At 49.2% G+C, this 12,577-nt stretch carries 10 protein-coding genes and 1 pseudogene; 10 read left to right on the forward strand and 1 reads right to left on the reverse strand.

All coding sequences use genetic code 11. The features are described 5' to 3' along the window. Nucleotides 1-30: 30 nt before the first annotated feature. From ACFO1S_RS12840 to ACFO1S_RS12860, 5 genes and pseudogenes are all read left to right on the forward strand, one after another. Nucleotides 31-240 (forward strand): hypothetical protein, encoded by a 210-nt coding sequence (locus ACFO1S_RS12840; RefSeq protein WP_204605338.1) that lies wholly within the window; start codon nucleotides 31-33, stop codon nucleotides 238-240. Between the two features lie 12 nt (nucleotides 241-252). Continuing rightward, a pseudogene (locus ACFO1S_RS12845) lies at nucleotides 253-465 on the forward strand (hypothetical protein); the annotation flags it as partial. Beyond that, complete coding sequence (locus tag ACFO1S_RS12850; protein WP_204605339.1) at nucleotides 453-1,097, forward strand: glycoside hydrolase family 2 TIM barrel-domain containing protein; 645 nt, start codon at nucleotides 453-455, stop codon at nucleotides 1,095-1,097. The pseudogene ACFO1S_RS12845 and the gene ACFO1S_RS12850, both read left to right, overlap by 13 nt. A 212-nt stretch (nucleotides 1,098-1,309) precedes the next feature. After that, on the forward strand, nucleotides 1,310-1,465 hold the full coding sequence (locus ACFO1S_RS12855) for a DUF4982 domain-containing protein (protein WP_378126893.1): 156 nt from the start codon (nucleotides 1,310-1,312) through the stop codon (nucleotides 1,463-1,465). 9 nt (nucleotides 1,466-1,474) lie between these two features. After that, entirely contained in the window at nucleotides 1,475-1,744 is a 270-nt protein-coding gene (locus ACFO1S_RS12860; protein WP_204605341.1) for a hypothetical protein, read from the forward strand. A 140-nt stretch (nucleotides 1,745-1,884) separates the two neighbouring features. Here ACFO1S_RS12860 and ACFO1S_RS12865 read toward each other — a convergent pair whose 3' ends face one another. Beyond that, entirely contained in the window at nucleotides 1,885-2,694 is an 810-nt protein-coding gene (locus tag ACFO1S_RS12865) for an SDR family NAD(P)-dependent oxidoreductase (RefSeq protein WP_204605342.1), read from the reverse strand. A gap of 223 nt (nucleotides 2,695-2,917) precedes the next feature. Here ACFO1S_RS12865 and ACFO1S_RS12870 point away from each other — a divergent pair, with 223 nt between their 5' ends. The 5 genes from ACFO1S_RS12870 to ACFO1S_RS12890 all read left to right on the forward strand — a co-directional run bounded on the left by ACFO1S_RS12870 (nucleotide 2,918) and on the right by ACFO1S_RS12890 (nucleotide 12,441). Further along, complete coding sequence (locus tag ACFO1S_RS12870) at nucleotides 2,918-5,698, forward strand: family 78 glycoside hydrolase catalytic domain (RefSeq protein ID WP_204605343.1); 2,781 nt, start codon at nucleotides 2,918-2,920, stop codon at nucleotides 5,696-5,698. Nucleotides 5,699-5,752: 54 nt separating this feature from the next. After that, complete coding sequence (locus ACFO1S_RS12875) at nucleotides 5,753-8,191, forward strand: glycoside hydrolase family 2 TIM barrel-domain containing protein (RefSeq protein ID WP_204605344.1); 2,439 nt, start codon at nucleotides 5,753-5,755, stop codon at nucleotides 8,189-8,191. Nucleotides 8,192-8,250: 59 nt separating this feature from the next. After that, nucleotides 8,251-9,096 carry a sugar phosphate isomerase/epimerase family protein gene (locus ACFO1S_RS12880; protein WP_204605345.1) on the forward strand — a complete coding sequence of 282 codons (846 nt, stop codon included), beginning with the start codon at nucleotides 8,251-8,253 and terminating at the stop codon, nucleotides 9,094-9,096. A 9-nt stretch (nucleotides 9,097-9,105) separates the two neighbouring features. Further along, nucleotides 9,106-10,680: a glycoside hydrolase family 43 protein gene (locus ACFO1S_RS12885; RefSeq protein ID WP_204605346.1), complete on the forward strand. Its 1,575-nt coding sequence runs from the start codon at nucleotides 9,106-9,108 to the stop codon at nucleotides 10,678-10,680. 204 nt (nucleotides 10,681-10,884) lie between these two features. After that, nucleotides 10,885-12,441: an ABC transporter substrate-binding protein gene (locus tag ACFO1S_RS12890; protein WP_204605347.1), complete on the forward strand. Its 1,557-nt coding sequence runs from the start codon at nucleotides 10,885-10,887 to the stop codon at nucleotides 12,439-12,441. Nucleotides 12,442-12,577: the final 136 nt, after the last annotated feature.

Consider the following 12,577-nt stretch of genomic DNA (forward strand, 5'->3'; position numbering starts at 1 on the left):
GTTCGATAATAACGACTGGAGAAATAAATTATGATTAAACAATGGAATGAAGCATGGTATTTTTCAAAAACAGCTTTGGATATCCCTCAGGGCCTTCCGGATGACTGGGAAGCGGTAGACCTTCCCCATACGTGGAATGGAAAAGACGGGCAGGACGGTGGAAATGATTATCATCGGAGAACTTGTTATTATGCCAAAAAGCTGTGCAAGGATGATATTTCTGCTGAAAGGCTTGTATAACTTGAATTTCAAGCTGCTAATTCGTCAGCTGATGTTTATGTGAATGGGCACCATGCAGGGTACCACGATGGCGGATATTCAACATGGAGAGTGAATATTACAGACTTGCTGGCAGACGAGAATCTTATTGTGGTTGCAGTTAATAATGCTCCCAATGCAAGAGTTTATCCACAAGAAGCAGATTTTACTTTTTATGGCGGATTTACAGAGCTGTGTCGGTTATAACAGTACCTGAATCCCATTTTGACCTGGATTATTATGGTGGTCCTGGTGTGATGGTTACTCCTGTCGTAAATGGCCGCGATGCTGAAGTTGATGTTCAAGTATCTCTTACAGGCACATTGCCTTCACAGCAGATCATTTATACGGTAAAAGCTGCAGATCAGGTAGTAGCCGAACAAATTACAGCTGCGGTTACGACCAGGGTAAAATTGATGATAAGTCAGGTGTATCTTTGGAATGGACGGAAGGACCCTTTCCTCTATTCTTTGGAAGTCAGATTAGTTGAAAATGGGAGGGAATTGGATAGACGAAATGTCAGATTAGGATGCCGTTCCTTCAAGGTTGACCCGGAAAAAGGATTTTTCCTGAATGGAGAAAGCTACCCATTGCGCGGTGTAAATCGACATCAAGACCGTCCGGAAATAGGAAATGCATTGTTGCCGGAACACCAAAACGAAGACATGAACTTAATCTGCGAGATGTGTGCTACAACGATAAGGCTTGCCCATTATCAGCATGACCAGTATTTTTATGACCTGTGCGATGAACGAGGAATGATCGTATGGGCTGAGATACCCTATATTGCGTGCCATATGGAGGGAGGAAGAGAAAAGCCCATTATCATGAGGAATTAATCAAGCAATTGTTTGTACGGCCTTATATATGGGCAACCCATGTCTGGAACATGTTTGATTTTGGCTCTGATGCAAGAGCAGAAGGCGGAAAGGACGGAATAAACCATAAAGGACTGGTTTCCTTTGATAGAAAATACAAAAAAGATGCCTTTTATACCTATAAAGCATAGTTGACCGATGAACCGTTCGTACATATCTGCGGAAAGAGATATGTGGACAGGGTTGAGGAGGTTACCAGGGTTACGGTCTATTCAAACCAGCCGGAAGTTGAATTGTTCGCCGATGGGAAAAGTCTTGGAAAGCAAAATAGCGATGTGCATTTGACGTACCTATCTCAGGCGAAACAAGGTTGGTTGCAAAAGCAGTAAAGTGCGAGGATGAAAGCAACACCGGATGGATATTTCTCCATAAATGATAAGGTAGGAGAAGTTGCGAGTAATCCTCAGGGGGCGTTAATCATACAGGAAATGCATAAAATATTAGCAGGTGATGGCTCTGAGAATAGTCAGGCTTCTTTAGCTTCTCAGATGGATGCAAAAATGCAAGAGATGGTCAATAGATTTACTGTTAGAAGGATTTGTGCAGGCAGGATGCCCAATGAGAAGCTGATTCAGCTTAACAAAGCGTTAAACCAAATTAAAAAATAGATAAATCATTCGTTACTACTCAGGTCTCCTTGAATTTTGGGAGGCCTTTTTCTGTAGTTTTAGAAGCAGCAAACCGCCTTTCCAAGAGCGCATAAAAAAATAACTCCCGTTTAAGGAAGTTATTTTCTAGGAAAATTGCGTTACTCCAAAATTTCCGGGTGAGCCCATTGGACGGGAGTCACCTTGCCCGCGTGCGAGCCGGCATCGATCACAATAGCGGAACCGCTGATGTAACGCGCCAAATCAGAGGCTAAAAACAAGGCCAAATGACCGATTTCTTTAGGGTCGCCTAGCCTTCCGTTCGGGGACAGGAGCTTCGCGTATTGAGAGACGACTTCCTCAGGTGCTTGTCCCCAGATGGAGGTTCGGAACGTTCCCGGACAAATCGCATTGACGGAGATGTTGTGCGGCGCATAGTCGAGGGCGGCGCTCTTCGTAAGACCGACCACGCCATGCTTGGCGGAAACATAAGTAGCCATGGAGCTGTTGCCCAATATTCCTGCTTGGGAAGCAACGTTAATAATGAACCCGCCAGTCGACTTGGTCTTCAGAATCGCTTCGACGGCGAATTTCATCCCCAGGAAGACGCCGCGTAAGTCGATCGCCATTAATTTATCGAACTCAGCCACCGAAAATTCATGCGTAGGTCTATTCTCCGCTGCAATTCCGGCATTATTTACAAGGCCATCTAATCGACCGTACGTCGCGACAGCGAAATCGACGAGTCCTTTTACTTCATCTTCTTTGCTTACATCCGCTTTGAAGAAGACTGCCTCTCCGCCCGCAGCTCGAATCTCCTCAGCGACCTTCGATCCCTTGTCGGCATTGATATCGGAAACAACGACCTTCATGCCGTTCTCCGCATAGCATTGCGCAATAGCCTTGCCAAGGCCATCCGCCGCTCCGGTTACAATTGCAACTTTGACTTTGACGCTTGAGAAATCTGTCATCGAATATCCTCCTATATTGAATGTTTACCTATCACCTCCACCTTAAGGCAATCCAGGTTGCTTCACTAACGTTTTTACGACTTTACGGATGGAATTTTCACGACTTTTTAAGTCGTGATAACGACATCTAAAAAGTCGGCTAAGTGTTAGTCTGATTTTTTCCGAAATGTTATCGTGAAAAGGGAAAGGAACTACAACGGAAATGGTATAGGAGGTTACAAATATGCTTGAAGCAGTGTCTTTGCGAACGGAATATCTGGATAATCCCTTGGGGTTGGATACGGTCAGGCCGCGTCTGGGTTGGAAGCTTCGAGGCGACGGAAGAAATGTGATGCAAAGCGCCTATCAACTGCAAGCATCCGCAGCTGAGAGCTTCGCTGATGTGACATGGGACAGCGGGAAAATAGAGACGAGCCAATCGCAACATGTGTTGTACGCCGGTACCGAATTGAAATCGATGCAGCACGTATTTTGGCGGGTTAAGGTATGGAGCAATGATGGAGTGGAATCGCCGTTCAGCGAGCCGGCGTATTTCGAAACCGGACTGTTGCACTCTTCGGATTGGAAGGCTAGCTGGATCGAACCGGAGAAAGAAGTAGACATCGACGCCTATAAACCGGCTCCATATATCCGGAAAGAGTTTACCGTGAAGAAGGGTCTCGTCTCGGCAAGAGCCTATCTGACGGCGAAAGGATTGTACAGCTTTTATTTGAACGGGATCGAAGGTACGGAAGATCATTTTACGCCGGGCTTCACCTCCTATCACAAGAGACTACAGGTCCAATCGTACGATGTGACTCGCCTTCTGCGCGAAGGTCCGAATGCGCTGGGGGTTATTCTCGGGGACGGTTGGTGGAGAGGCACCACCGGCGGGGCAAGCCTGAAAAACAACTTCGGCTATAAAGTAGCCTTCTTAGGACAACTGGTGTTGAACTACGAGGACGGTAGTCGCGAAATTATCGCCAGTGACGACTCCTTTAAGACGTCCCGCGGACCTTTGCTGAAGACGGACATGAAGGCGGGAGAGGTCTACGACGCCACGATCGATATCGACGGATGGAACAAGCTCGGGTATGACGATTCCGCATGGGAGCAAGTCGCCGTTACAGAGGATGGATACGACAACTTAATCGGTACCCGCAGCGTTCCGGTAAGAACGAAAGAACGTTTCAAGCCTACAGTGCTTCGGACGCCGAACGGAGAAACGGTACTGGACTTCGGGCAAAATATCGCCGGCTGGGTCGATATGCAGGTTCAAGGTGAAGCGGGGACGGAAGTCGTTCTCGTCCATGGAGAAGCGTTGGACAAGGACGGCAACTTCTCGTTGCAAAATCTTGCGCATGGAGAATTGGTGGATTTCCAAGAGGTTCATTATATTTTGGCAGGGAACGGTGTAGAGAGCTACCGTCCGCGCTTTGCCATCTTCGGCTTCCGTTATGTCCTTCTGAAAAATTACCCGGGTACAATCGATCCGCAGAACTTTACAGGGGTGGCTGTGTACTCCGACATGGATGAGACGGGCGATTTCACTAGCTCGCATCCGTTGATCAATCAGCTCGTATCCAACTCCAAATGGAGCCAGAAGGGCAACTTTATGGAGGTTCCTACCGACTGCCCTACACGGGAGAGGGCCGGATGGACGGGGGATGCGCAGGTCTATTCCAGAACGGCGTCCGTTTTCATGAACGTGTACCCTTTCTTCGAAAAGTGGATGGCCGATCTGGCAGCCGAGCAGTTCCTCGACGGATCGGTGCCAAGCACGGTACCCACTGTAATCGGATACCACAACTTAGCCGAATTTGATCGGCTTTCCAAGACAAGCACCAATCCGATGATGGCGTTCCGCAAGCCTGGAGTGGCCAGTATGCTTGACGGTTCTTCGGGTTGGGGAGATGCGGCTGTCATTATCCCGTGGACTATGTACCTATGCTATGGCGACAAGTCGATTCTGGAGAAACAGTTCGATTCCGCGAAGGCGTGGGTGGATTACATGGCAGCCTGCGCGAAAGAATCGAATCAACGATTTAAAGATACCCCGGTTTATCAGAATTATACCGATGGGGAGCTTGACGCGAATTACGTGTGGGATACGAAGTTTCATTGGGGTGAGTGGCTGGAGACCGACACGGAATTTACGGATCTGGCTGCGGTATTGACGAAAACCGGCGGGTGCTTCCCTGACGTTTCGACGGCTTATTTTGGCTATTCGACCAGGCTGCTTGCCGAAATGGCGCAAGTGCTTGGGAAGACCGAGGAAGAGGCGAAGTACCGGGAGCTCTACGGCAAAATCAAGCGCGTGTACAATCAGTATTTTATTAAAGAAGACGGTCAAATTCTTGAAGGCAGGCAAGCGCCGAATGTCCGTACTCTTGCATTCGGTTTGACGGATGACGACAAAAAACAAGCCGTTGCCGACAGGCTCGCGCAACTGGTCACGGAGCAAGACTATCATCTGAACACGGGTTTCCTGTCGACGCCGTTCATTCTCCATGTGCTGGCGGATTTCGGCCATGAGGATATCGCTTTCCGGTTGCTGGAGCAAGAGTCTTGCCCGTCGTGGCTGTATGCCGTCAGCAAGGGAGCGACGACGATCTGGGAAAGCTGGAGAGGATTGAAACCAGACGGCGAGTTCTCTGGATCGCTCAACCATTATTCGTACGGAGCTGTATGCGATTTCCTCTTCGCTGACATAGCCGGAATCCGTCCAGTATGGGACGTGCCGGGCTATAAGCATTTTATTTTGAAACCATTGGCTGGGGGAACGCTTACGCACGCGTCCGCTAAGTTCGAATCTCTCTACGGGACCATTCAATCGAGCTGGGAAAAGACGGATCAAGGAATCGCCTATCGTTTCGAAGTGCCGGCCAATACGACGGCGACGATCATGCTTCCGGGCAGCCAAGACGACCTGAAGAATGGATTCGAGGACTTCACGGATGTCCGTTATGAAGATGGACGCATCGTATTCACGGTTGGTAGCGGCGATTATCGCTTTACAATTTGATCGATGAAATTGGTTGCATATAAACTTGCATAGATGATGAAGGGGGGGATGGAAGTGATTGGGATTTCCTTTAACGGAAACTGGAATGTGGGAAAGGGTGGCAACTTTTCTGATACGGCTCTCAGGATGCAGCCTCCAAAAGAGGTTACGCTACCTCATGACGCGATGATCGAAAAAGAGCGTCTGAAGCCTGTCGAGAGGGACATCGCAGGAGCTTTCGTCGGGTATTTTTCCGAAGGTGAATACGATTATAAAAAGACGTTCTTCGTTCCGGATGGTTATAGGGAGAAAAGAGTAACCATCGAATTCGAGGGCGTGTACGCTAATGCAATGGTGTACATTAATGGAGATTTTGCCGGACAACATCCTTTCGGTTACTCGAATTTCTATGTTAAAGCCGACCGCTTCCTGAAATATGGCGAAGAGAACGAAATCAAAGTTGTTGCGATGAATTATAAGGATTCCCGTTGGTATTCCGGTGCGGGCATCTACCGCAATACCAAATTAATCGTAGGGAATCTGGTACATGTCGCTCTTGACGGCGTTAAAGTTTCCACTCCCGATATCAATAAGGAACGTACCGTAGTTACCGCCCAGACCATAGTCGAGAATGAAGGGCTTCATACACGAACGGTTACCGTTCAAACGGAAATCGTCGACTCGGCCGGCAATGTCGTGGCCAATGACATTGCGCCGATGACCCTGTTCGCCGGGGAAAGCGCGACGCTGCGCCAACGCGTATATGTAAAGCAGCCCAAGCTTTGGAGCGTCGATTATCCTCATTTATATGTTTGTAAAACGCGTATTTTGTCGGCCAATGAATGGCTGGACGAAGAAACGACTACATTCGGCATCCGTTCACTTGCGCTCGACCCGGAACAAGGACTATGCATCAACGGCGAAGCTGTGAAGCTACGCGGAGCGTGCATCCACCACGACAACGGAGTGCTCGGCGCGGCCACGTTCGAACGGGCCGAGGAGCGTCGCGTAGAGATTTTGAAGCAAGCGGGCTTTAATGCATTGCGAAGTTCGCATCATCCGATGAGCAAGGCGCTTCTTGACGCATGCGACCGCCTCGGTATGTTGGTCATGGACGAGAGCTTTGATGTATGGTCCTCAACAAAGGCTGCCCATGACTATGCACTTCATTTCCCTGTATGGTGGGAGAAAGACATTCAGGCGATGGTAGACAAGGATTACAATCACCCGAGCGTCATCATGTATTCGATCGGCAATGAAATACCGGAGTCCGGGAGATCGGTCGGCTCCGTTTGGGGACGGAACCTGGCAGATAAGGTACGGTCTCTTGACAGTACACGCTTTGTAACGAACTCCATCAACTTTATATTAGCTACGATAGAAGAATTTTTGAAGATGAAGATGAGTCAGACTAACAAATCGGTTGAGAATTCAGGCATCAATACGTTGATGAACTTCTACAGAGAGGCCATGGCCGAGGTGAATGAAAGCGAGATGGCAACGGAAAAAACAGCAGAATCGTTTGCTTACGTTGACATTGCAGGATATAACTACGCGGAAGCGCGCTACTTGTCGGACAAGGAACGTTTTCCGAACCGTGTAATCGTCGGCAGCGAGACTTTTCCTGCGAAAATTGATACGAATTGGAAATTGGTGAAGGAAAACGGTCACATCATCGGCGACTTTACTTGGACAGGCTGGGACTACCTGGGCGAAGCCGGGATTGGTAGAGTAACCTATGATCCTAATGAAAGGACTGTACTCGGCTCGTACCCATGGCTTACGGCCTGGTGCGGCGATATCGATATTACCGGACACCGTCGCCCGGTATCTTACTATCGCGAGATCGTATTCGGCTTGCGGAAAGAACCGTACATTGCAGTTCAACGCCCGGAGCATTATGGCAAACAGCCTGTTCCAACAAAGTGGAGTTGGAGCGATACCGTGTCCAGCTGGACGTGGAACGGTTATGAGGGGAAGCACGTCAAGGTGGAAGTGTATGCCGACGCGGAGGTCGTCGAACTTCTCGTGAACGGCAAATCGGTTGGCAAAGCAGCTGCGGGCGAAGAGCATCGCTACAAGGCGGAATTTGAAACGATCTACGAGGCTGGAGAGATTGTAGCGGTAGCTTACGCGAAAGGGGAAGAAATCGGACGGATGACGCTTGCTTCGGCAACTGGCCCCATCCAGTTGAACGTAGAGGCTGACCGGAATCAAATTACCGCATCCGACAACGATCTTTCGTTCGTGATGATCAGTCTGGTTGACGAAAAGGGTAATCTGTATAACACCGCCGATCGCAAAGTTACGGTCCATGTGGAGGGGGCAGGCAAGCTGCAAGGCTTTGGCAGCGCCGATCCGAAATCCGAAGAAAATTACTTTGATACCGAGCGTACGACGTTCGACGGAAAAGTACTGGCGGTCATTCGCCCGATGAAACCAGGCACAATTACGGTAAAGGTGAGCGCTGAAGGCTGTGATCGCAAGACCGTCGAGATCGAGGCTATTGATTAAATATCATACGAAGCATTGATCGTACTAAGGTAGCAGGTCGCAAAAATGGAGGTTATGTCATGGTACGTAAGGCTGTACAACAGTTTCAAATCAGATCGGTAGTCGGCACGGAACAACAGGCGATTGATGCTTTGAAGGCCGTGAAGGAGGCGGGATACGACGGAATCGAGCTGTGCGGGTTTCTTGTTCGGCCTTTGCCCCAAGCTGCGATCGCGATAGCGAAAGCCGCGGGCTTTGAACTGGAAAGCAGCGCCGACCTCGACTGGAAAACGATGATTAAACAATCCGGTTTGGAAGTCGTGGGTTTGCATGAAGATCTGGATATGATCTTCGCGTTAACAGCGAACGTCGTCGCCGATGCCAAAGCGTACGGAACGGAAAATATTATCGTTTCGGGCTTGAGAAGCTTCGATTTTTCGGATAAACAAGCCGTCGTTGACCTTGCGGAAAGACTGAATCAAGCAGGCAAGATGCTGGTGAAGGAAGGCCTCCGTCTGTTGTACCATAATCACAATTGCGAGCTGCGTAAAGTCGATGCGGAGAAAACCGCGTTTCAAGTCCTCATCGAACAAACGGATCCCAAGTATGTCAATTTCGAGTTCGATTCCTATTGGCCAACGGAAGCGGGATATGATCCACTAGCGCTCATGAACAGTCTTGGCAGCAGAATGAAGCTGTATCATATCAATGATCGGGGATTCCGCGTCACTGGACCGACCGCTTCGATCATCGAGTCGGGCAGCATGGAACTGGGATACGGCAATATGAATCTTAAAGCGCTCGTAAGTACGGCGAAAAGCTGCGGCGTGCAAGCCGTTATTCTGGAAACCCATACGAACTGGGTAGAGGATTCACCGATCAAATCGTTGCAGCTAAGCGCAGCATTCATGAATGAGTATGTCTAGGAGGATAATATGGCGACTTTCAAAAATCCCGTCATTCCGGGCTTTCATCCAGACCCAAGCGTTTGCAGGGTTGGAGAAGATTATTATTTAGTCACGAGTTCTTTCGATTACTTTCCCGGTATCCCGATTTTCCATAGCCGGGATTTGGTTAACTGGCGTCAGTTAGGGCATGTATTGACGCGCGAAAGCCAATTGCCGCTGAAGGGGCAGCTTCCCGCGGGTTGGTCGCAGGGGATATATGCGCCTACGATCCGCCACCACGACGGGCGATTTTACGTCATTACGACTAACATATCGATTCAGAAAAGCTTCTACGTCTGGTCGGAACGTCCAGAAGGGCCGTGGTCCGAACCGATCTTCCTTGAAGGATGGGGAGGAGTCGATCCATCCTTGTTATTCGACGAAGACGGCAAAACGTATTTGACGGGTACGACGAACTTCTATGGGGAACCGGTCGGTATTTACCAAGCGGAGCTCGATATCGAGAGCGGGAAATTATTGAGCGAGCGGCGGCTGATCTGGGAAGGTACCGGCGGAAGCCATCCCGAAGGCCCGCATTTGTATCGAATCAACGGATGGTATTATCTGATGGTGGCGGAAGGCGGGACGGAATATGGACACATGGAAACAATCGCGCGAAGCCGCAGCGCGTACGGCCCGTTCGAAAGCAATCCGGCTAACCCGATCCTGTCCAACCGAAGCACGCCAAAGCCTATTCAAGCGACGGGACACGCGGATCTCGTACAAGCCGCTGACGGCAGCTGGTGGTGCGTGTTTCTAGGCATTCGGCCGGTCGCGAACGCGAAACGCCATATTTTAGGCCGCGAGACGAACTTGGCGCCGGTCTCATGGAACGAAGAAGGCTGGCCGGCTGTCGGCAATCACGGCATCGCCGAGCTCGAGCACGATGCCGGGAATTTGCCTCTTGGAGAGCCTGTCGAGTGGGGAATACGAGATGAATTTCATTCGGACAAGCTTCACTCGGTTTGGAATTTCTATCGGAATCCCGTCCCGGAATCTTGGTCTCTTAAGGAGCGGACGGGGTGGTTGACGCTCAGGGGTCAGGCTTGCACCTTGAACGACAAAGAATCTCCGGCATTCATAGGTCGCAGACAGCAGCATAAAAACATCCAAGTCGAAACCTTGCTGGATTTTCAGCCGTCCGTGGACGGAGAAGAGGCCGGACTTGCCGTATTCATGAACGAGAAATTCCATTACGAGATCGCCAAAACAAGGAAGGATGGCAAGTCTAAGCTTCTATTGAGGCGTCGAATCGGAAGCATCGTACAAGTCACTGCGGAAACAGATTACGATGAACCGATGGTCATTCTTGGCATTCAAGCGAACGAAGTGTTGTATACGTTAACTTATGCGGCTCCCGGCAAAGAGCCCGTTGTCTTAGGCCAAGGAGAGACAGCATTTCTTTCCAAGGAAGTCGCGGGAGGCTTTACCGGCGTATACTTTGCGATGTACGCAACGGGGAATGGGAAGAACGCCGTAACGCCTGCTTATTTCGACTATTTCGACTATCTTCCTATGGAAGATAAACCGATGGATTTCTTCACGATCATGTCGTTATCGTAGAATCGCTCGTTTGAGCCTGATGCGAATCGGATTTCGGCTTTTGCGTTCACTATTCCAAACAGGATACAATGATTGATGCTCGGCCCCGGAATCAGAAAAGTCGTGAAAGCGTTATCCGATACGTCGTTAAAGTGTTAGTTGCCTTTTTCTTTAATCGCTATACTGATCTCAGCAAGGCAATTAAACCAACAGGGGGATATAACGATGAAAGGAAGCAAGAAACCGATTTATTTGATTCTCATTGCCATTTTGCTTATGGGCGTACTTGCCGCATGCTCCTCGAACAACGAGAAGAACGCCGGTAGTACGGGTAGTGGCGCTGCTAGCAGCACGCCTTCCGCCGGAGCTTCCGGAGAAGCGTCCGGAGATGTCAACGAAGCGATCAAAGATCCTTACGAGTTAACGATAGCCCTTCCGGTATTTGGTGCCGTTCCGAAGGATCTGAAAGACGTTCAGGCTGAAATCAATAAAATCACGCAAGCAAAAATCAACACGACCGTTACGATTTTGCCGATCAGCATCGGGACCTGGACGCAGCAAATGAACCTTATGATGTCCAGCGGCGAGAAGTTGGATTTGGCCTTCACCTTCGGACAAATGTATTCGAGCTCGGTTGCCAGCGGGCAAATTGTGGAGCTCGACGAATTGCTGAAAGAATATGGACAGGGAGCCGTCGAAGCCGTCGGCGCCGATAACTTAAAGGCGGCTTTGCTTAACGGGAAAACCTACGGCGTGCCCGTAACCGGGGCTTTCGCTACGCAATCGGCGATTTTCATGAGAAAAGACTTGGTGGATAAGTATAAAATTGATGTGAATTCCATTAAAAAATTTCAAGATTTGGAGCCTGTCTTTCAGACCATCAAAGACAACGAAGCGGGAGTGGTGCCGCTCGTAAGCGGATTAACAACTCCATTGGAATATCACCGAATGTATGACAAACTTGGCGACCGCTATGGCGTATTGCCAGGCTATGATAACGAATTGAAGCTAGTCAATTTGTTTGAAACTCAAGAATATGCCGATCAGGTTAGTCTGATGCATAAATGGTTCAAAGCAGGCTATATCAACAAGGATTCGGCAACGACGCAAACCACGGTGGAGGAGATGGTAAAAGCCGGGAAAGGCTTCTCCTACTTTATGGCGAACAAGCCGGATATGTTAGCCGGCGAAATCCGGTTGGTCGGTAAAGAGATGATTATGATCCCACTGTCGGAAGCTTACTCGACGACTTCGGATATGCTGGTAGGGCTGTATACGATTGCTCAGCAATCCAAAAATCCGGAACGTGCAATGATGATGCTCAATCTGATGTACTCGGATAGCGCCATTACGAATTTGTTGGCATGGGGAGTCGAAGGGAAACATTACGTGAAGGTGTCGGAGACACAAATTGATTATCCACAAGGCGTAAACAGCGAAACTGTCGGGTACAAAATATCAGGTTACTTGACCGGGAACCAAATGAACACTTACGTATTCAAGAACGATGAACCGGACCTGTGGGAAAAAACCAGAGCCTTTAACGATTCCGCGATCAAGTCGAAAGCGTTCGGCTTTGCTTTCGATTCCGCTCCTGTCAAGAATGAAGAGACTGCCGTTAAAAATGTTATTGAACAATATCGGAAAATCATCGAAACGGGAACGATCGATCCGGCCGACAAGCTCGCGGAATTCAACGAGAAATTAAAATCCGCCGGAATCGAAAAGATTATCGCCGAGAAGCAAAAGCAATTGGACGCATGGGCGGCTGCAAAGCAATAAAAGCAAGCCAGATCCCTAGGGATCTGGCTTGTCATTTAAAGTCCAGCGGTATGATGTCAAGTCCCTGAATTGAGCGATTTGGAAATTTTCTTGAGCAGAAAGCGTGCGAGTCAGGGAAAAAGGGCGCATCAAACCA

Origin of the sequence: Cohnella boryungensis (genome assembly GCF_042651945.1) — a bacterium.
Lineage (GTDB): Bacteria > Bacillota > Bacilli > Paenibacillales > Paenibacillaceae > Cohnella > Cohnella boryungensis.